Origin of the sequence: Natrinema gelatinilyticum (assembly GCF_024266705.1) — an archaeon.
In the GTDB taxonomy this organism is placed as follows: domain Archaea; phylum Halobacteriota; class Halobacteria; order Halobacteriales; family Natrialbaceae; genus Natrinema; species Natrinema gelatinilyticum.
In genome coordinates this window covers 3171845-3191488 of the sequence record NZ_CP100756.1, presented here as the reverse complement: position 1 = coordinate 3191488, position 19644 = coordinate 3171845, and the positions used below count along the sequence as shown (strand labels likewise).

The window sequence follows — 19644 nt, the reverse complement described above, 5'->3', positions numbered from 1 at the left end:
ACCTGTATCTATCAGGTCGATCACTTCGAAACGAGGAGCAGAATTCTATGACACGCTGATTGGAACAAAAGAATCAGCGGTCCGACGGGATGGGTGGCCGTCGGTGGTGCCCGACGGCCAGATCAACGCTACCCGTGTACGTGTGCGTATGCGAAGGTCTACGCAGCGCAGCGATCGGAACGCGGGTAGTGCCTCACCTCACCGGTTTCCCATCACCGAGTCGATCGCGTTCCGTAGCGTTGCTCCCGGCTGGGTCAGGGTGTTGAGTTGCTTTTGCATCTGCCGTTGGTTGAAGTAACTCGCGAACGCGAGTATCGTCGGCGGCCAGAGACCGATGAAGGTCCCGAGCTGTCGCTCTCCGCGGAAGAAATAGTAATACAGCGAAAGGCCGACCGATGCGGCCGATGCGAGGACCGCAGGCCCCATCGCCTGTTCGCCGACCGCCTGTGGTTCCTGTTCGATCACTTCCTGTTCCGATAGTTGTTGTCTGCTCGCCATGCAACGGTATCTCTCGGGGATATCGTACTAAGTGATGACGAGGGTTTCACTAGAAACTGCCGAATGGGACGACGATTCGGCCGTTTCAATCCCGCTGCAGTCGTGCCAATTTCCCCTTTCTGGCACGGAAGTATACTGACCGGGTGGGCGGCGAATCACATCCGTCGCGACCACAACTGCGAGCGATCTGCTGACGAATGCCCGGCAATCGGTCCAGGTGCGACCGTCGGCAGATGACGTCACAGTGGATGGCCGTCATACCACCCCTACACGTTACACGTCTCCGGACGGCGCCACGAAACGCTCACGGACGGCATCCCACACGTCGCCCGACAGCGTCACACCTACATCTGTCGGCACGTACGAACGCGTATGGACGATACCGACGTGACGGACCTCTACGAGGAGTTCGGCGACGACCGGCTGCCGCCGGGACAGCGGGAAACCAACCAGTTTCCGGTCCTCTCGAAAAGTGGGACGCCCGACTGGGATCCCGAAACGTGGGAGTTTACCGTCTCCGGCGCCGTCGAGACGGAACTCTCGCTCTCGTGGGACGACTTCCGCTCGTTGCCGAGTGTGACTCAGACGCAGGATTTCCACTGCGTGACCGGGTGGAGCAGATTCGATTGCGAATTCACGGGAGTCCCGTTTCCCGAACTCGCGGAGCGAGCAGGCGTTCACGACGAAGCTGTCCACGTCCTGTTTACAGCCCTCGACGACTACACCACGGATCTACCGCTCGAGGATTGCCTGCGCGACGACGTCCTATTCACCTGGGGACTCGACGGGAGTACCTTGCCGGCGGATCACGGCGGGCCGCTCCGCGTGGTCACGCCGCACAAGTACGCCTACAAGGGCGCAAAATGGGTCGACGGCGTCGAGTTCTGTACCGACTCGCAGCGTGGATACTGGGAGCGACGGGGATACTCGAGCACGGCCAATCCCTGGGAAGAGGAACGATATAGCTAGCGCCGCTCAAGATGCCGGTCAGCAAATAGTTAGGCTGAAGGCGAGTCGGTCCTCACGTCCGGTCGATGGACCGATCGTCGGGTGAAAGTCGGCTGGCTGGTGGGACAGGCTCGGCAGACCGCGCTGTAGAGTTGGTTAGCCGTAGTCGTGAACTCGAGGACGTTTCCTTCCAAGAGGTTCTGGACGGTGTCGCCGAACCGCGTGTCCGGTGGGCGACGCCCGCCGGAGTCGAAATCGCCGGACGCGGGGTCGCTGCCCAATTTACGGCAGACGGGCCCGACCGATTCGACCGGATTCGGACGCAGGCGACACGGGTGTTCGATAGGCTCTCACACGAGGGGCCCGAGCAGGCCCGTCCACGGGCTTTCGGCGGGTTTTCGTTTCACGACGGTCACAATCCGGAAGCGCCCTGGACAGGCTTCGACGCTGCGTCATTCGTCGTCCCGCGGGTACTCGTCGTCCGAACGGACGACGGAACGTGGGTGACGGCTATCGCGAATCGACCTGACGAAGCCGTTGGGCGACTCGAACGATGGCACGAACGCCTGGCGGCGCTGCCCACGAGAGGGACGGGGACGACGCCGGGTGTCGCCGCGACGGAGCGAACGACCTCGAGCGACGCCTGGGCTCGGCAAGTCGAAACCGCACTCGAGCGGATCGCCGACGGTCGATTGACGAAAGTCGTCCTCGCCCAGTCGCTTTCCGTCGATCTCGAGACGCCGGTCGACGTCCCTCCGATGCTCGAGCGACTGCGTAGCCAGTATCCGAACTGTTATCGGTTTCTCGTTGGCTACGAGGTCGGGGGCACGTTCTTCGGCGCGCCGCCAGAGCGTCTCGTCTCGAAACGAGGCGACCGCGTCGAGACCGAGGCGCTCGCCGGGTCGGTGCCGCGGGGTGAAACGTTGGCCGAAGACGAGGCGCACGTCGAGCGAATGCGGGGCGACGCGAAGCTTCAACACGAGCACGAGCTGGTCGTGGACGCGATCCGCGAGCAACTCGATCCACTCGCGCAGGAACTCGTCGTGAGTGAGCAAACGATTCGGCGATTGGCGACGATTCAGCACCTACAGACACCGATCGAGGCGACGCTTGCGGACGATCATCACGTTCTCGAAATCGTCGAAGCGTTGCATCCGACGCCCGCAGTGGGCGGCGTCCCGCCGGACGCCGCCTGGGAAACGATCCGAGATACGGAAACGTTCGATCGGGGGTGGTACGCGGCTCCAGTGGGCTGGTTCGATGCCGCCGGCGACGGCGAGTTCGCCGTCGCGCTTCGCTCTGGAGTCGCGACGGACGGGACGGTGACGCTCTTTGCTGGTAACGGGATCGTCGCTGACAGCGATCCGACGGAGGAGTGGGACGAAGTACAGCTGAAATTTCGACCGATCCTCGACGAACTGCGCTCACCCCGACACCGATGAGTATACCGAACCGCGCGACGTTATGGGGTCGCATCATCGCGGACGAACTCGCAGAAAGCGGCCTCGAGGCCGTCTGTATCGCTCCGGGAAGCCGTTCGACGCCGCTGACGGTCGCGTTCACCGAACATCCTGACATCGAGATCTACTCGCACCTGGACGAGCGCTCGGCGGGCTACTTCGCGCTCGGACGTGCTCGCCGCACGGGCGAGCCAACAGCCCTGATCTGTACCTCCGGGACGGCAGCGGCGAATTTTCATCCCGCGGTGATGGAGGCGGATCAGGCTCGCGTTCCGCTATTGGTGCTCACGGCCGACCGGCCGCCTGAACTTCGCGACAGCGGTGCGAACCAGACCGTCGACCAGGTCAAACTCTACGGCGACGAAGTCCGATGGTATGCCGAACTGCCCGAACCCGACACCGCCGAGCGAACGGTCCGGAGCCTCCGGACGACAGCCGTACGCGCGTTCTCGGAAACGACTGGCGTTCCGCCTGGCCCCGTTCATCTCAACTGTCCGTTTCGCAAGCCGCTCGAGCCGATCGACGTTCCGGACGACGTTCCCGAAGCGTTCGCCGAGACGGCGGCTGTACAGGGACGCGATGGCCCGTTCGTGGAACCGACAGCTGGGACGCGAACGCTCTCGGAGGCCGCAATCCGTTCTCTCCGGCGAGCACTCGAGACCGCGGACCGACCGTTGATCGTCGCTGGACCCGCGGATCCAGCGACCCTCCGAACGCTCGATCCGGCGGCCGCGACCGAACTCGCCGAGAGGCTCGGCGCGCCGATACTCGCGGATCCGCTCTCAGGGCTTCGGTTTGGCTCGCACGTCGATGCTGCGGGAGCAGCGCACGGGAACAGCGACCAACAGCGGTCGATTTACGGCGGCTACGATGCCTACATCTCAGCGCTGCCGAGTCCGGACGTCGTCCTCCGATTTGGGGCGTCGCCCACCTCGAAGTCGCTTCGACACTGGCTGCGCGATGCTGACGCCCGTCAGTTTCTGGTCGATCCAGCGGGTGCGTGGCGTGAAGCGACGTTCACCGCGACCGATCTGCTGGCTGCCGAAGCGGGAGCCGTCGTTACCGGGTTGCTCGAGGCACTCGCGACAGAAGACGGAGGGGATCGGTCCGGCGACGTGAATCCACGAGCGACGACCGACGGCGACTGGCGTCGCCGGTTCGATGCAGCGGAACGCGAACACTGGCGGATCTGTGACGACGCGTTCGCTGCGAAGGCACTCGACTCCGATCCGCTCGAGGGTGCGATCCTGTCGTCGGTGTTTTCGAGCGTCCCAGTGCCGGCGACAGTGTTCGTCTCGAACAGCATGCCAATTCGGGACGCCGACCGGTTCGGCCGGCCCAGGGACGGGGCTCTGACGGTGCTCGGAAACCGCGGTGCGAGTGGAATCGACGGCATCACGAGCACGGCACTCGGTGCCGGCAGCGCGACCGACGAGCCGCTCGTACTGGTGACCGGCGACCTGGCGTTCTACCACGATTCGAACGGGTTGCTCGCCGTCGACCGATGCGACGTCGACGCGACGATCGTTCTGTTGGACAACGACGGCGGCGGAATCTTCCACAAACTCCCGATCGAGAGCGTCGACCCCCCGTTCACGGATCAGTTCAAGACGCCGCACGGGCTCGAATTCGACGACCTCGCGGCGTTCTACGATCTCGAGTTCGAGACCGTCACACCGGCGGCATTCGAACCCACGTTTCGTCGGTCGGTAGACCGGCCCGGGACGCAGGTCCTCGCGGTCGAATTCGACGCGGAAGCGAATCACCGGCGGCGTGAACGCCTCGAGGAACGCCTCAGGGACGCAATCGGAGCAGATCTCGATGACGACTCGCAGTAACGATTTTGAGGCCTGTCGTACGTCAGTTCCCAATCGAACCTGGTCGAGAGTCACGCCACAAGCGACGGCAGTGCGACGGTGTCCGCTCGAAAAACCGCTCGGCTTGCTCACAAGGGGCGCATATCCGGCTTGTGAACCGCCTCGGGGTCACCCCGGAGCATTTGCCACGACCGCCTGTAAATCGCGTATTGCTATAGCAAATCCTGGGTCGGAGCGGTCTGTTCGGATGGGTGGCTCGAATACGCCTCGACTTGCGTCCCGTGGTCCGGCCGCAAACCAGTTCGCTCGAGGGTACGTCCTCAAAAAATAGATCGGACGGCTGAACAATCATTTGCCGAAACGGCCTTTCAAAGCGTCACCGTTCGGGAGCGGGTGATCGACGACCGTCGGGTGACGAGAGAAGTCAGCAGAGACAATGGATCGCTTCGGGTCGGATCGAAATTCGAACGCTCGAGTCGGCGTCGATCGCCAATCGCTCGAAGTGCGGCGGGCGAATCGTCGCCGTAACCGTAATCGGTGCGTCGTCGAGGGTGATCTCCGCTCGGTATTCGTCCCCTTCGTTTAACCACCGGTCGATCGTTCCTGAAGCCGAATTTTCACGGCGAGTACCGACACCATCAGTCGGCGCGTGAACCCGGATACGGGACGGGTGGATACAGACGGTGACAGCCGTCTCGGCTGCATCCGTCTTCGTGGCCCGAAGATGAACATCCCCGATTCGAAGGCGCACAGCGTCTTCGCCCCGCTCGACCACCGTCGCATCGAACAGATTCTCGTTACCCGTGAATTCCGCGACGAACGGCGTTGCGGGGCGATTGATCACGGTCGTCGGCGATCCGATCTGTTCGATTGTACCGTCGCGGAAGATTACGGTTCGATCACCGAGCGCTGTCGCCGTTCGCTGATCGTGAGTGACGTAGATAACCGGAATCTCGAGTGATTCGAAGAGCGAATAGAGTTCTCCCCGGAGACGACGCCGAATGGGGGCATCGAGACTCGACAACGGCTCGTCCAGCAACAGGGCGTCGGGGTTCGCCGCTAACGTGCGCGCCAGCGCCACACGCTGCCGTTCGCCGCCCGACAGTGTCCGGGGCCGACGGTCCAGTACGTCCGTAATCTCGAGCAGCGATGCGAGCGTCTCAATTCGATCCCCGTCGGTCGCGGCGTACTCGATGTTCTCGCGGGCAGTCATGTGCGGGAACAGTGCCCCGTCCTGAAACACGAGACCGGTCCGGCGCTCCTGGAGGGGGCGCCCATCGAGTCGATTGCCGTTCAGGGAGATGGTCCCACCGTCCGAGTCGATGGTTCCGGCGATCAGCGACAGTAGTGTCGTCTTGCCACTTCCGGACGGGCCGAGTACCGAGAGCACTTCGTCGCCGACCTCGAGGTCGACGGGACCGAACTCGAAACTGTCGTACGATTTACGGAGAGACGTTACTTCGAGCATCGATTATCCCAGCGGGTTGGTACCGAGGACGTTCACAATCACCAGCGTCGCAACGGCAATTCCGACGAGGATGATTGCCACGGGGAACGCGTTCTCTAATCCGAGCGTCGTAAAGGAGACCCATATCTGGACCGGCATCGTCCGGGGGTAGTATGCGAGCATGATCGTGGCCCCGAACTCGCCGATCGCGCGAGCGAACGCGAGCGTTATGCCGGCGAGGATTCCGGGCCATGCAAGTGGCAGTGTGACCCGTCGGAAGGTAGTCAGTCGACTCTTTCCGAGCGATTGAGAGGCGTACTCGAGGCTGCGGTCAACGCTCTCGAAGGCCGCTTTTGCTGTGATAACGACGAACGGCGATGAGACGAACGTCTGCGCCAGTACGATTCCTGCAGCGGACCGAGTGAGCCGGACGCCGTTTGCTGACGCCAGTTCCCCGAGGAACGTGTTCGGGCCGACGACGGTGAGCAACACCATACCGCTGACGACCGGCGGCAGTACGAGCGGCAGGATGACCACGGCAGTGACGCCCGTTTTCACCTTCCCGTCAGCTCGTGCGATCCAGTACGAAAGCGGCAGACCGAATAGCGTCGCGATAGCCGCACTAGTGGCCGACGTGGTGAGCGACGTCGTCGCTGCTGAGACGACCTCGGGGCCGGTCACCCGTTCGAGGACAGCTCCCGGTGGCTGACTGAAGACGAGAGACAGGAGCGGCAACAGGTAGTAACAGAGCAACACTCCGCCGAGCAGGAACGTCACCGAGAGCCAGTCGAACCGTTCGAGGGCAGTTTCAGTTTGTGACTGCATCTGGAGCATCACCGGTGAACCGGGGGTACTCGTCCGGAACGACGAATCCGTACTCGGTCAAGTACTGACCGGTCACGTGTTCGCCGAACACGTCGAGCACGGCGGGCGACTGGTGTCGGATCGTCGATCCGTAGCTGATGACTCCGCCGTCGACGACGTTGCCGCCCGGGAGTTCGTAGGTAGACGACGAGTAGATTTCGGTGCGCGCCGGATCGCTGAGATCGATTTCAGCGGGAAGGTCGATGTAGTCGTACCCCCGCTCGACGGCCATGTTTCGATATGCGACGGCGGCGTCGATCGAACCGGTCTCGAACTGGCTGATGAGCTGTGTTTCGGGAAAAATCTGTTCGGGACTCGGAATCGCCTCTCGCAGGTTCGCGTCCGTCTCGTAGTAGTCGCTCGCGAGTTCGAGCAGGAACAGCGTGCGATAGCCGAGCGGGTCGAGATCGGGATCCGTTCTCCCGAGATCGATGTCCCCGTTCACGAGCGGTCGATACCACAGTTCGGGGCCAGCGTCGGCGAGCAGTCGCCCGCCCTCTGTATCCGGGTTGTACGCGATGACGATCGAATTGGTCGCGAATTCGGCGACCCAGTCCGGCCGGAGCGGCGAGTCGAAGAGCGCGATATCTGCGACCGAGACGATATCCGGATCTTTCTGCCCCTCCGCGACGAGGCGGGCGATCTCGGCTGACCCGTGGGCTTCGACCTCGACAGTCGCATCGACGTTCGATCGCAATCCGTTTTCGAGTGCGTTGTTCAGGCTTCCGGCAGCGAGCATCGAAACGGACGTCGACAGGTCGCCACCTCCCCGGAGTCCGCTCGTACAGCCAGCGAGGCCGGAGAGTCCGACGGCGATAGCCGAGAGGGCTGACCGTCGACCAATCGGAACGTCGTCGCTTGTCATAACGCAACGTTATCTGTTTAACCAATAAGGTTATCTCAAACACTTCTGTTTAACCCTCTATGGTAGACAGCTGCCGAACGATACTGACGGATCGACAGGTGGAGGTACTCGAACTGCGTGAGAGGGGGCACACGCAGCAAGACGTCGCCGACGAACTGGGGACGACCGATTCGAACGTGAGCGCCGTCGAGCGGGCCGCAGAGGACAACGTCGAGAAAGCACGGAGAACGCTCGAACTGGTTCGGACGCTTCGGGCCCCAGTACAGTTTACCGTCTCGGCAGGAACGTCCTTCGAAGACCTCGTCACTCGGGTGTACACCCACGGCGATGAAGCGGGTATCAAGATCGCATACTGTCGACCGGAACTGTATACCCACCTCTACGGGACGCTCGAAGCGGTCACCACCGCGAACCAGCTCACGAGGGCGACCACGATCGGCCTGACGAAAGATGGCGAAGTGAACGTCTTTAGAGACGGTACAGAGCCGATCGACGGGGCGGTAGATACCCGCTCGGAAGGGGGAGATACCCCCGAGTGGTGATGCCGAGCGACCATCACACGAAAGGAGTGGGATGTGTCGGTTTCGACGTCTGAGGGGCGCAGAACGGAAGCCAATACTCGACTCGAGGGTGTCTGGTACGTCATTTCGAACGGGTCGACGAGTAGCGTCGGCGAACAGGCGGGTGCCACTCCGCCGGCCGTCTCGTATGCCGCCTTCAAAAGCCGCGGTGAACCCCTCACGTCGATTTCGGCCGGAACGAGAGGCCGTCGAATAGACGCCACGGCTCGCCGATCGAACGATCGCAGGACGTGGGCTAGTCAGGGGTTCGTCTGCGACCCGATTCGATTCCAGACTGCATGAATTGCGCCAGAATGCGGCCGATACTACTGCCGGCGGTCCACATGGCCTCCTCGTCGACGGTATCGTCGTCAGTTTGGACTGACAAGAGGACCGTCCTGTCGTCGACCATGAGTGCTCTCCCCGCGAAATCGGCCGGATTGTCCTCTCCCATCACGATCACGGTAATGGGACTGTCGTCGAACCGTTCCAGTTCCGATTCCTCGGCCGTGACAATGGTCACGAACGCACCGCGTGCGGCCCGGTCCCGAAGTGCGGTTTCGATCCGTCCCGACAGGAAACTGCCCGCCGGTGCGACGAAGACGACCCTCGAGTCGGCCGATTGAATCAAGTCCGCGATACGTTCATCGATGGGCTGGCTGCCGCGAAGTGTCGAGACGGCACCGTCCTCACCACGTTCGGACGGCGCCGTCCGCAGTTCGGCCAGGTTGTCGAACGCTCTCTCCCGTTCTCGTTCGAGGCGATCGGTCAACTGCTCGCGAGCCGCGGCGAGGCTCACCGGCCGATACTGCTTCGGCGACGACTCGGTCACCTCGACGAGTCCGCGCTCGACGAGATCGTCGGCTGCACCGTACACTTGCGATCGAGGGACGTCGGAAACCTCGCTGATCTCCTGAGCGGTTCCGGCTCCTAACTGCTGGAGGGCGACGAAGATACGCGCTTGATAGTTCGGCAAACCGAGCCGCTTCAACGCCGTGACTGCATCTTGTGTGCTCATAGATAGCGTTCAGTGTTCGAGATCCCGATTCTGTTGCTCGGCTCTTCGGTCGGTGGCCCTATGAGTAGCGGGGATTCTCGCCTGGATACATATTTAGTAGAAATATACAATATTTATGCACCACGGGCCAGAACGGACCGGTAATGAAGCCGGCCGAGCGGTACGCGGCGTTCGTGACCGATCACAGCAAATTCGTCGTAACGGTCCTGGTGGTGGCGACGCTAGTCGTCGGGAGCGCGGCGGGAAGCGTCGATTCCGGGCTTTCGATCGCGAGTTTCAGCAGCGATTCCACGGAGGCCGAAAAATACGACGCGATCCAGCAGAACTTTACGACGGACGGCGAGAACACGACGGTCGTTCAGGTCGTTATCCGAGGGGAAAACGTCCTTTCGAAGGAGTCGCTCCTCGAGACCTTACGATTTCAGCGAGCCGTCGCCGACGATCCAGGGGTGAACGCGACGTTGCGCGAGAACCGCCCGACGGTCGGTTTATCGAACCTCGTCGCGACGACGGCCATCCGCCAGTCGGCGGACGGATCACAGGTCAGAAACGCGACCGGCGGGCAACCTGAGCCAGGTGCCCGGTCGGCGACACCGTCGATCGACACGCAGATCTCGCAACTCGAGTCGATGTCGGAGAGCGACGTCGAAGCGACCGTCGAACGCGTGCTGGATCCCGATTCGCGACTCGGAGGGCCGGTCGACCCGTACTCGCTTTTGACGACCGACTACGAACCGGGATCGACGACCGCGACGGGACGCGTCCTGTTCGTGTTCCAGGATACGAGCGACGCGACCGGCGACGACCTGCCGCAGGCTGCCGTCGACGCCCAACTCGAGTTAGAAGACATTTCCTCGCGTACCATCTCCTCGTCCGAGAGCTTCGTCTTCGGTGCCGGAATCGTCGACGAAGAGAGCACCCAGGCGACCGGCGAAAGCTTCGCGATCATCTCTCCGGTCGCGCTCCTGTTGATTCTGGCCGTACTCGGCGTCGCCTATCGGGATCTCGTCGATGTCGCGCTCGGACTCGTCGGCGTCGCACTCGTACTCGCGTGGATGGCCGGATTCATGGGGTGGGCCGGAATCGGGGTGACGCAGATCCTGATCGCCGTCCCGTTCCTGCTGATCGGGTTGAGCATCGACTACGCGTTACACGTGGTGATGCGGTACCGGGAGGCCCAACTCGACGACCCCGACGCGACGCCCCGGGAGGCGATGCGCCGCGGGCTCGCCGGCGTCGTCGTCGCTATCGGCGCAGCCACGTTTACGACCTCCGTCGGGTTCCTCTCGAACGCGGTCAGCCCGCTCGAGTCGATTCGGGAGTTCGGGATCGTCAGCGGGGTCGGGATCGTCGCGGCGTTTCTCGTCTTCGGACTGTTGCTGCCGGCACTGAAGCTCGAACTCGACGGACTGCTCGGTCGAATCGGACTTTCGCGTCGGAAAGCCGCGTTTGGGCGCGCTGGTGCGGCCGGGAACGTCCTCAGCGTCGGGGCGGACGTCGCCCGACGAGCCCCCTCCGTCGTCATCGCCATCGCCGTCGTCTTGAGCGTCGCTGGCGGCGCAGCCGCGACGGATATCGAGACGTCCGTCGATCAAACGGACTTCCTCCCGCGAGACTCGCCGGCCTGGATGGATTCGCTTCCGAAATCGTTCCAGCCGAGCGACTACGATCTCCGGGCGAACGCGGAGTACATAAACGCGAATTTCGCCCAATCCCGCGATCAGTCGGAGGCCGAATTCCTGATAGAGGGACCGATCACCGACCCGGACACGCTCGAGCGGATCGCTGCTGGCAAGGATCGGGTGGCGAACACGTCGTCCGCGATGGTGCTGGCCGACGGTGGGCTTCAGGTGACGGGACCACTGGAAACCATCGAGTCGGTCGCCGAAACCAACGAGACGGTCGCTGCAATGGTCGCCGAGGCCGATACGGACGACGACGGGGTGCCCGACGAGAACTTGACCGCGATTTACGACGCCGTCTACGATGCGGCACCGGAGCGGGCCGCCGCCACGATCCACCGTGCAGACGGCGAGTATCGATCGCTTCGACTTTCAGTGGGACTCTCCGGCGGGGCGGACACCGAAACGATAACCGACGAGATGCGCGACGTAGCGACGACGATTGAAGGCGAGACCGAGCTGACGGTGACCGCAACTGGACGGCCGATCATCGAGGAACTCGTCCAGCAGGGCCTGCTCACGACCCTCGTCGACGGATTCCTCATCACGTTCGGGGTGATTATCGTGTTCCTGACGCTGATCTTCTGGCTCCGATATCGCACAGCGACGCTCGGGGCTGTCGTCCTGACCCCCGTCTTGCTCGCGCAAGCGTGGTTGCTCGGGACGATGTATCTCGCGGGGATCGCGTTCACACCCGAGACGGCCATCATCGCGGCGATCGGAATCGGGATCGGCGTCGACTACGCCATCCACATCGGCGAGCGGTTCCTCGAGGAATATCACGGCCGGGGGGACAGCATCACCGCGCTTCGACGGACCGTCCGCGGAACGGGCGGTGCGTTGCTCGCGAGTGCCGTGACGACAGCCGCGGGCTTCGGTGTCCTCGTCCTCGCTCTGGTGCCGTCGCTGCAGCGGTTCGGATTCGTCACGAGCGTCGCGATCGGATACGCGTTCCTCGCGAGCATTCTCGTCCTGCCGAGTTTGCTCGCAGTCTGGATCCGTCTGACCGGCTACGACGGAAGCGCCGGTGCTTCCGCCTGACCCCCGCTCTCGAGACGAGAATCTATTTCAGCCGCCGACGACGAGACACGTACAATGGTTTCGGAACTGTTCGACGAGGAGCGGTGGAAGCCGGTCGAGACCGTCGACCGCGACTTCCGCGATATCACGTACCACCGTGCGGTCGATTCCGGAACGGTCCGGATCGCGTTCGACCGCCCGGAGGTCCGCAACGCCTTCCGACCGGGAACGGTGGACGAACTATACGACGCACTCGATCACGCCAAGCGCCAGACGGACGTCGGCTGTATCCTGCTCACCGGAAACGGCCCATCGCCGAAAGACGGCGGCTGGGCGTTCTGTTCCGGCGGCGATCAGACGGTTCGAGGTGAGGACGGCTACCAGTACGTGGACGATGCGGAGGGCAAGGCGCGAAGCGCCTCGGGAGAAGCGAGCGGGCAGAGCCCGCGAGCACGAGCGTCCGAACAGGGCCGGCTCCACATTCTCGAGGTCCAGCGGCTGATCCGGCACGTCCCGAAGGTCGTCGTCTGCGTGGTTCCGGGCTGGGCCGTCGGCGGCGGTCACTCGCTGCACGTCGTCTGCGACATGACGCTCGCGAGCGAGGAGCACGCGAAGTTCCTCCAGACAGACCCCGACGTGGCGAGCTACGATGCCGGCTTCGGCTCGGCGTACCTCGCCAAACAGATCGGCCAGAAGAAGGCCCGCGAGGTGTTCTTCCTCGGGAAGACCTACTCGGCCGAGGAGGCCACAGAGATGGGGATGGTCAACGAAACCGTTCCTCACGACGAACTCGAGGAGACTGCCCTCGAGTGGGGGCGGCGGATCAACTCGAAGAGCCCGACGGCGATGCGGATGCTCAAGTACGCGTTCAACATGACCGACGACGGCATGGTCGGCCAGCAGGTCTTCGCCGGCGAGGCCACGCGGCTCGGCTACATGACCGACGAGGCCGCGGAAGGACGGGACGCGTTCGTCGAGGGCCGCGAACCGGATTTCGACGACTACCCGTGGCATTACTGATCGGCCGCCAGAGCGACTAGAGCGCGTCTCGAGACGGGTATGGGACGCAGTCAGGTCGAATTACGGGCCAGACATCGAGAACACAGACGATATGAATCGGCGACGGTTCCTTCGACAGACGGGCGCGCTTCCGGCCGCCATGGCCGTCGCGGGCTGTGCGGCACCGGATAGTAGGACCGATACCCCCAACGAAAGTACCGACAGTGACGACGACGGAGCCGACAGCGGCGGGGAGACCGTCACGGGAACGCCGTTCATCCCGCGTATCGACGACCCGCCGCAGGCAGTCTATCTCCCCGGGCATCGGAAGTCGGTGCGCGCCCTCAAGCCGGTCGAAGCCGGCGACTACGCTGTTGCGCCGATGCTCACGTACCCCCATCCGTTCTGGGTCGTCACCGGAACTGACGGACAGCTCGTCGAACCCGAAGCCGGCCGCGGCGTCCACCTGATGATCACGGTCTGGGACCCGGAGACAGAAATGGTCATTCCCGTCGATATCGGTCCTCGAGTGACGGTCGAACGGGACGGCGAGCGGGTCGCATCGCGGTCGCTGTGGCCCATGCTCTCCCAGGAGATGGGGTTCCATTTCGGTGACAACGTCGACCTCCCGACCGACGGTACCTACACTGCCGAGGTCGTGCTGGGACCGATTCCGACGCGGCGAACCGACTCGTTCGAGGGCCGATTCGCGGACCGCGCGACCGCGACGTTCGAATTCACGTACGACGAGGCGTTTCGCGAGAACGTAGTCGACGGCATCGAATTGCTCGAGCGCGAGCGCTGGGGCAAGCGGGGCGCGCTCGAGCCGATGACCGGCGACAGCGAGAGCGGGAGGACGGCCGGCGGCGAAAACGAACGTGAGGGAACGGATGTGAAGATTCCGTACTCCGCGCTTCCACCGGCCGACGAGTATCCCGGAACGCGGCTGATCGATTCGGCCGAGGAACCGAACGCGCCTCCGCGGAGCGGTGACGCGGCGTTCGTCGTAACGTTGCTCGAACCCGAGACGCGACTGGCTGGCGGCGGTGACAAGCGATACCTGCTCGTTTCACTGCGGACGCCGTACAATCGCGTTCCGCTCGCGAACACGTCGCTTCGCGCGACCGTCGACCGCGACGGCTCGACGGTTTTCGAGGGGGGACTCGAGGCGCGCCTCGACGGCGAGTTCGGCCATCACTACGGGCGGTCAGTCGCGGACGTCCGACCCGGCGATACGGTACAGATCGACGTCAATTCGCCGCCGCAAACGGCCCGTCACCAGGGATACGAGACGGCGTTTTTCCAGATGAAGCCACTCGAGTTGGTGGTCCCGGACGGGACGGGCAGGTAGCTATCCCGTCTACGATATCGGAGCCGTCGACTCGCAATGCCAACGTTGACACTCTCTCAAGTGGGACACTCGAGCCATGAGTTCGGCCGAGGTCGAAATCTCACGGACGAAGGCGTGGCTGATGGCGGCCCGCCCACAGACCTTGCCCGCGGCTGCGGCCCCGGTCATCGTGGGGACGGGACTCGCAGCCTCCGAGGGGGTGTTTGCGCCATTACCGGCTGTACTGGCGTTTGTGGGTGCGGCACTGATCCAGGTGGGGACGAATTTCGCGAACGACTACTACGACGCAATCAAGGGAGCCGACACCGACGACCGGGAGGGGTTTACCCGCGTCACTCAGTCGGGGCTCATTTCGCCCGAGCGGGTCAAACTCGCGACCGTCGTGACCTTCGCACTGGCGATACTCAGTGGGACGTTCCTCGTCTACGTCGGCGGCATCCCGATCCTGATCGTCGGACTGGTGAGCGTCCTCTGCGGGTGGGCATACACGGGCGGGCCCTACCCGCTCGGCTATCACGGGCTGGGCGACCTCTTCGTGTTCGTCTTCTTCGGTCTCGTCGCCGTGACGGGAACGTACTACGTCCAGGCGGCGGCAGTCCTCGCGGACCCGTTCGCGACGACGGTCCCCGCGGGAACGATCACGCGCGAAGCGGTCGCCGCGAGCCTGCCCGTCGCTGGGCTGTCCACGGCAATTCTCGTCGTCAACAACGTTCGAGACATGGAGACCGATGCCGAGACCGGGAAACGAACGCTCGCGGTTCGCCTCGGGTACCGAGTGAGCCGGCTCGAATACGCCGCGTTGCTCGCGCTCGCCTACGTCGTCCCCGTCTGGTTCTGGCTCGCCGCGGGATTCGGTCTCGGCGTCTTGCTTCCGACGATCACGCTTCCGTACGCAGTGATGATCACGCGGACGGTGTGGACCAGAACGGACGGGGAGGCGCTCAATCCAGCGCTCGAGCAAACCGGCAAACTACTCGTGATGTATGCCGTCTGTTTCGCCGGGGGGATGGTACTGCTATGAGCGGCGCCGAAGACCTCTCACTGGAGTTTCAGCCGTTCTCGCTCGACCTCGCCGATCCGCTCGAGACGGCGGATGGGACGATCGAAGCCCGCGACGGGTTTCTGATCCGATTGATCGATCAGGGGAACGAAACGCCGGATTCGGCCGACGATTTCGCTGTAGGCTACGGCGAGGCCACGCCGCTGCCGGGCTGGACGGAGTCAATCGAGGACTGCAAGCAGGCCTTAGAACGTGCCCGGGATGCGATTCAGGAGGGCCCGAGCGAAGCGCTCGAGGCCGTCGATCGCCAGGTCGCGGCCCGTCACGGCCTGGCGCTGGCGATCGCCGACCTGCAAGCCACCCGCGAGGCGACACCGCTGTACCGGTACCTCGGTCAGGGACCGATGGTCGGCCGGGTTCCGGTCAACGCGACGATCGGCGACGGCTCGCCCGCGGAAACCGTCGACGCGGCGCTGTCGGCCGTCGACCGCGGGTTCCGCTGTTGCAAGCTGAAGGTGGGACTTCGCACCGTAGCGGAGGACGTTGAACGTGTTCGACGCGTGCGCGAGGCCGTCGGGCCCGGCGTCGAACTCCGAGCCGACGCAAACGAGGCGTGGACCTACGAGGAGGCCACATCGGCGCTCGATGAGTTCGCCGATCTCGGCGTGTCGATGCTCGAGCAACCGCTGCCCGGGGGAGCACTCGAGGGGCACGCCGATCTCCGAACCCACAGTAGTGGCGTCTCGATCGCCCTCGACGAGGGACTGCTCGAACACGGCGTCGACGCGATTTGCGATGCCGGTGCGGCAGACGTCGTCGTCCTGAAACCGATGGCGCTTGGCGGGATCGACATCGCACGGAAGGTCGCGGCCTGGCTGGCCGAACTCGACGTCACGCCGCTGGTGACGACCACCATCGACGGTGTCGTCGCGCGGACGGGCGCGGTTCACCTCGCCGCCGCGATACCGAACGTCCCAGCATGCGGGCTGGCGACCGCCGATCTGCTCGCGACTGATCTGGGGCGAGACCCGGTCCTGCTCGAAAAGGGATCGGCGGTCGTTCCACAGACGAAGGGACTCGGCGTCTCGGACGTATGGGGAGTGCGATGAACGACTCCCTCGAGTGGCCAACACGCGATCTGGTCGCTCACCGTGTGTCGGCAACGCCCCAGCGGACGGCCGTGATCGATGTCGCGACGGGAACGGAGTGGACGGTCCGCGAACTCGATCGTCGTGTCGATAGCGCGGCATCGAACCTCGAATCCGTGGTGCCTGCCGGAACCGATCGGACGCGTATCGCTCTTCTCATGGATACCAGACCGGCGTTCGCGATCCTCTTTTTCGCCGCGATGCGGACCGGAACGACCGTCGTCCCGTTGAACGTCCGCGAGACGACGGACGAACTCGCGGCGAAGGTCGAACGATCCGATCCCGCCGTGATCGTCTGCGAACGGGCGACCGAAGACGCGGCGCTCGAGATCGCAGCCGATACCGGCTCGATCGACGTCCGCTCTGTTGACGAGCCGGTCTACGATCGGGTCGGCAAACTAGTTTCGACCGCCGTGAACCAGCCGGATACGGTCGATTCTGACCCCCGAACGGTCGAACCGGTCGCGCTCGAGCGCGACGAGACGCAACTGATAATGTTCACCTCGGGCACTAGCGGCCGGCCGAAAGGGGTTCGACTGACGGTCGGCAACCTCGTCGCGAGCGCGACCGCATCGGCGTTCCGTCTCGGCCTCGATCCGGCGGATCGGTGGCTGTGCTGTCTCCCGATGTACCACATGGGCGGACTAGCGCCCATCTTCCGGTCGGTACTGTACGGCACCACTGCCGTGATTCAGCGTGCGTTCGACCCGGAATCGACAGCGCGTGTACTCGCCGACTACGACGTCACGGGCGTCTCCCTGGTTCCGACGATGTGCAAGCGCCTGCTCGATGCCGGCTGGCGACCGGCCGACGCGTTGCGGTTCGTCCTCCTCGGCGGCGCTCCCGCGTCCGACGAGTTGCTCGAGCGCTGCCTGGAGCGAGACGTACCGATCCATCCGACCTACGGCATGACGGAAACGGCATCCCAGATCGCGACCGCCACGCCAGCAGAGATCGATACCCATCGGGGGACCGTGGGACAGCCGCTGGTCTGTACCGACGTGTCTGTCGTCGAGGACGGCGAACCGGTCGGCGCCAGTGAACCGGGAGAACTGGTCGTTTCCGGGCCGACGGTTACGCCAGGCTATCTAGACGACGCGGCGACCGCGGCGGCGTTCAGCGATCGCGGTCTCCACACGGGCGACGTCGGCTACCGTGACGAAGACGGTCGCCTGTGGATCCTCAACCGCCACAGCGATCGAATCGTTACCGGCGGCGAGAACGTCGATCCCGGCGAGGTGCTCGCGGCTCTCCGATCACACCCCTTCGTCGAGGACGCCGCGGTGATCGGACTCGACGACGAAGAGTGGGGGGAGCAGGTCGCGGCGCTCGTGGTCTCAGAGCGGACGGAGACGAACACGAACGGATCGTTCGTCGTCCAGTCGCTGGTCACACACTGTCGCGAGCATCTCGCCGGGTTCAAGCGGCCGAAGACGATCGGGTTCGCCGAGTCGCTTCCCCGGACGCCGTCAGGGACTGTCGACCGCGATGCGGTCCGAAATCGGCTGCGCGAGGCGGGCGTGGACGTCACCGAATCGACGTGAGTGGCACCCGTACAGAGACGTCGATACCTGGTACCGACGGGGCTAACCGATAGAACCGAAGTTAAGACGCTGGCGTTCCAACTCTGAATCGTGTGTACGCTCGCACTCGCCTGGCAGGTGTTCGACGACGTCCCGGTCGCGGTCGCTGCGAACCGTGACGAGGCAATCGGACGCGAGTCCGAGCCGCCGGGAGTCTACAACGAGAGGCCGCTGATCGTCGCGCCGCGGGACGTCGAAGCCGGCGGCACGTGGATCGGATACAACGAGTTCGGCGTCTTCGTCGGAATCACGAACAAGTGGAACGACAGCGATCTCGCTGGCGAGCGGTCGCGGGGGCTCCTCGTCGCCGACGTCCTCGAGGCACGATCCGCCATGGAAGCGAAATCGATCGTCGAAGGCGCGACCGACGACGACGAATATAGCGGCTTCTACCTCGTCGTCGCCGACGCGGCGGACGCGTTCTGTTACCAGTGGAACGGCGAGTTGGCCCTGACCGAGTTCGACCCTGGCGTCCACGTCGTTGTCAACGTCGCAGTCGACGACCACGTCGACGTGCCGTCGATTCGAACGGCTGCTAGCCGAAAGCAGGCGTCGAACGGTCGAGCAGTACGGGACACGCTCACGGTCGAACCGAACGAGACGGTGTGCGACTGGCTCGAACGCGCGGGCGACGTCCTCGGCGATCACGAGTACGGCGTCTGTGTTCACCGAGACGGATTCGGAACTCGCTCCTCGTCGCTGATCGCTATCGGCGATGACACGAGGAAATACGAATTTGCACCGGGACCACCCTGTCGAACGAGTTATCGGACTGTCACGGCGCCCGACGACGAAATTTTCGAGTCGCGTATCGAAGGCTGTGGCGAGGGCATGGCCGAGTGACTGTCACCCCTGTGAACGGGGCGAGATCGATTCAGTCACCGACGGGGAAGGGCACATTTAAGCGGCTCGCTCTACCTCGTATGAATATGGACGCACTCCCGCCTGTAGCGAAGCGCACGGAGAGGTGGTCACCGTGAGCGTTACCGCGGCCGAATCCGAACTCTCCGACGACGAGCGGGCCGGTCTCGAGCTCGTCCGCGAGTCGGGCGGCATTCACCAGAGCGACTTCTGGAAGGAACTCGACGTCTCCTCGCGAAAGGGCAGTCGCATCGTCGAGTCGCTCGTCGAGAAGGAACTCGTCAATCGAGAGGAAACCGTATACGCCGGTCACAACACCTATTACATCACGCCAACCGCCCGTGACCTCGATTTCACGCTGTTGATGGCCGGCGACATGCTCTCGCCGTTCATCGGCGAGGAGGAGGTCGACCCCAACAGTGACGCCTTCTCGCAGTGGATCATGAATCTCGCGTACGAGGAGTGACCCCCTCCCAATCGTACACGACGGGGCTTCCCACGAGCCGAAGCTTGCTGCGTTGGG

17 protein-coding genes are annotated in these 19644 nt (G+C 63.8%); 12 read left to right on the top strand and 5 right to left on the bottom strand.

Annotated features, from left to right (window positions below; all coding sequences use genetic code 11):
* Positions 1–198 precede the first annotated feature (198 nt).
* A complete protein-coding gene (locus NJU76_RS15620) occupies positions 199–498 on the bottom strand; it encodes a hypothetical protein (protein WP_254530291.1) in 300 nt (99 codons plus the stop codon).
* A 372-nt stretch (positions 499–870) separates the two neighbouring features.
* Here NJU76_RS15620 and NJU76_RS15615 point away from each other — a divergent pair, with 372 nt between their 5' ends.
* The 3 genes from NJU76_RS15615 to menD all read left to right on the top strand — a co-directional run bounded on the left by NJU76_RS15615 (position 871) and on the right by menD (position 4744).
* The gene (locus NJU76_RS15615; RefSeq protein ID WP_254530290.1) at positions 871–1467 is read left to right on the top strand and encodes a sulfite oxidase-like oxidoreductase; all 597 of its coding nucleotides are present in this window, start codon (positions 871–873) and stop codon (positions 1465–1467) included.
* Between the two features lie 65 nt (positions 1468–1532).
* A complete protein-coding gene (locus tag NJU76_RS15610) occupies positions 1533–2888 on the top strand; it encodes an isochorismate synthase (RefSeq protein WP_254530289.1) in 1356 nt (451 codons plus the stop codon).
* Positions 2885–4744, top strand: a complete 1860-nt coding sequence (gene menD, locus NJU76_RS15605) for a 2-succinyl-5-enolpyruvyl-6-hydroxy-3-cyclohexene-1-carboxylic-acid synthase (RefSeq protein ID WP_254530288.1) — start codon at positions 2885–2887, stop codon at positions 4742–4744. The genes NJU76_RS15610 and menD overlap by 4 nt, the downstream gene beginning before the upstream one ends.
* Before the next feature lie 403 nt (positions 4745–5147).
* Here menD and NJU76_RS15600 read toward each other — a convergent pair whose 3' ends face one another.
* From NJU76_RS15600 to NJU76_RS15590, 3 genes are read right to left on the bottom strand one after another with little or no spacing between them, the layout of a single operon-like run.
* A complete protein-coding gene (locus NJU76_RS15600; RefSeq protein WP_254530286.1) occupies positions 5148–6191 on the bottom strand; it encodes an ABC transporter ATP-binding protein in 1044 nt (347 codons plus the stop codon).
* A gap of 3 nt (positions 6192–6194) precedes the next feature.
* Entirely contained in the window at positions 6195–7004 is an 810-nt protein-coding gene (locus tag NJU76_RS15595; protein WP_425604282.1) for a molybdate ABC transporter permease subunit, read from the bottom strand.
* Entirely contained in the window at positions 6979–7899 is a 921-nt protein-coding gene (locus NJU76_RS15590; protein WP_254530282.1) for an extracellular solute-binding protein, read from the bottom strand. The genes NJU76_RS15595 and NJU76_RS15590 overlap by 26 nt, the downstream gene beginning before the upstream one ends.
* A gap of 59 nt (positions 7900–7958) precedes the next feature.
* Between NJU76_RS15590 and NJU76_RS15585 the strand changes: the two genes are divergently transcribed.
* Positions 7959–8441, top strand: a complete 483-nt coding sequence (locus NJU76_RS15585; protein ID WP_254530280.1) for a Tfx family DNA-binding protein — start codon at positions 7959–7961, stop codon at positions 8439–8441.
* A gap of 274 nt (positions 8442–8715) precedes the next feature.
* Here the strand turns inward: NJU76_RS15585 and NJU76_RS15580 are convergent, their stop codons facing one another.
* Positions 8716–9477, bottom strand: coding sequence for a TrmB family transcriptional regulator (locus NJU76_RS15580; protein WP_254530278.1), 762 nt, complete (start codon positions 9475–9477; stop codon positions 8716–8718).
* Between the two features lie 143 nt (positions 9478–9620).
* Between NJU76_RS15580 and NJU76_RS15575 the strand changes: the two genes are divergently transcribed.
* The 8 genes from NJU76_RS15575 (at position 9621) to NJU76_RS15540 (ending at position 19587) form a co-directional block, all read left to right on the top strand.
* Positions 9621–12200 (top strand): efflux RND transporter permease subunit, encoded by a 2580-nt coding sequence (locus tag NJU76_RS15575; protein ID WP_254530276.1) that lies wholly within the window; start codon positions 9621–9623, stop codon positions 12198–12200.
* A gap of 54 nt (positions 12201–12254) precedes the next feature.
* Positions 12255–13199: a 1,4-dihydroxy-2-naphthoyl-CoA synthase gene (locus NJU76_RS15570; RefSeq protein WP_254530274.1), complete on the top strand. Its 945-nt coding sequence runs from the start codon at positions 12255–12257 to the stop codon at positions 13197–13199.
* A 91-nt stretch (positions 13200–13290) separates the two neighbouring features.
* Positions 13291–14529, top strand: a complete 1239-nt coding sequence (locus NJU76_RS15565; RefSeq protein WP_254530272.1) for a DUF7350 domain-containing protein — start codon at positions 13291–13293, stop codon at positions 14527–14529.
* 76 nt (positions 14530–14605) lie between these two features.
* Positions 14606–15550 (top strand): 1,4-dihydroxy-2-naphthoate polyprenyltransferase, encoded by a 945-nt coding sequence (locus NJU76_RS15560; RefSeq protein ID WP_254530270.1) that lies wholly within the window; start codon positions 14606–14608, stop codon positions 15548–15550.
* Complete coding sequence (locus NJU76_RS15555) at positions 15547–16638, top strand: mandelate racemase/muconate lactonizing enzyme family protein (protein ID WP_254530268.1); 1092 nt, start codon at positions 15547–15549, stop codon at positions 16636–16638. The genes NJU76_RS15560 and NJU76_RS15555 overlap by 4 nt, the downstream gene beginning before the upstream one ends.
* The gene (locus NJU76_RS15550; protein ID WP_254530266.1) at positions 16635–18221 is read left to right on the top strand and encodes a class I adenylate-forming enzyme family protein; all 1587 of its coding nucleotides are present in this window, start codon (positions 16635–16637) and stop codon (positions 18219–18221) included. Before NJU76_RS15555 ends, NJU76_RS15550 begins: the two co-directional genes overlap by 4 nt.
* A 90-nt stretch (positions 18222–18311) precedes the next feature.
* Positions 18312–19103, top strand: a complete 792-nt coding sequence (locus tag NJU76_RS15545; protein WP_254530264.1) for an NRDE family protein — start codon at positions 18312–18314, stop codon at positions 19101–19103.
* A 133-nt stretch (positions 19104–19236) separates the two neighbouring features.
* Positions 19237–19587 carry a helix-turn-helix transcriptional regulator gene (locus NJU76_RS15540; RefSeq protein ID WP_254530262.1) on the top strand — a complete coding sequence of 117 codons (351 nt, stop codon included), beginning with the start codon at positions 19237–19239 and terminating at the stop codon, positions 19585–19587.
* The last annotated feature ends 57 nt before the right edge of the window (positions 19588–19644 follow it).

What these genes read in the sequence shown, in the direction of transcription:
- NJU76_RS15615 (WP_254530290.1), top strand. Translation starts at nt 871, where the DNA reads ATGGACGATACCGACGTGACGGACCTCTACGAGGAGTTCGGCGACGAC.
- NJU76_RS15580 (WP_254530278.1), bottom strand. Translation starts at nt 9,477, where the DNA reads ATGAGCACACAAGATGCAGTCACGGCGTTGAAGCGGCTCGGTTTGCCG.
- NJU76_RS15595 (WP_425604282.1), bottom strand. Translation starts at nt 7,004, where the DNA reads ATGCTCCAGATGCAGTCACAAACTGAAACTGCCCTCGAACGGTTCGAC.
- NJU76_RS15565 (WP_254530272.1), top strand. Translation starts at nt 13,291, where the DNA reads ATGAATCGGCGACGGTTCCTTCGACAGACGGGCGCGCTTCCGGCCGCC.
- NJU76_RS15575 (WP_254530276.1), top strand. Translation starts at nt 9,621, where the DNA reads ATGAAGCCGGCCGAGCGGTACGCGGCGTTCGTGACCGATCACAGCAAA.
- NJU76_RS15600 (WP_254530286.1), bottom strand. Translation starts at nt 6,191, where the DNA reads ATGCTCGAAGTAACGTCTCTCCGTAAATCGTACGACAGTTTCGAGTTC.
- NJU76_RS15590 (WP_254530282.1), bottom strand. Translation starts at nt 7,899, where the DNA reads ATGACAAGCGACGACGTTCCGATTGGTCGACGGTCAGCCCTCTCGGCT.
- NJU76_RS15620 (WP_254530291.1), bottom strand. Translation starts at nt 498, where the DNA reads ATGGCGAGCAGACAACAACTATCGGAACAGGAAGTGATCGAACAGGAA.
- NJU76_RS15570 (WP_254530274.1), top strand. Translation starts at nt 12,255, where the DNA reads ATGGTTTCGGAACTGTTCGACGAGGAGCGGTGGAAGCCGGTCGAGACC.
- NJU76_RS15550 (WP_254530266.1), top strand. Translation starts at nt 16,635, where the DNA reads ATGAACGACTCCCTCGAGTGGCCAACACGCGATCTGGTCGCTCACCGT.
- NJU76_RS15585 (WP_254530280.1), top strand. Translation starts at nt 7,959, where the DNA reads ATGGTAGACAGCTGCCGAACGATACTGACGGATCGACAGGTGGAGGTA.
- NJU76_RS15555 (WP_254530268.1), top strand. Translation starts at nt 15,547, where the DNA reads ATGAGCGGCGCCGAAGACCTCTCACTGGAGTTTCAGCCGTTCTCGCTC.
- NJU76_RS15610 (WP_254530289.1), top strand. Translation starts at nt 1,533, where the DNA reads ATGGACCGATCGTCGGGTGAAAGTCGGCTGGCTGGTGGGACAGGCTCG.
- NJU76_RS15560 (WP_254530270.1), top strand. Translation starts at nt 14,606, where the DNA reads ATGAGTTCGGCCGAGGTCGAAATCTCACGGACGAAGGCGTGGCTGATG.
- menD (WP_254530288.1), top strand. Translation starts at nt 2,885, where the DNA reads ATGAGTATACCGAACCGCGCGACGTTATGGGGTCGCATCATCGCGGAC.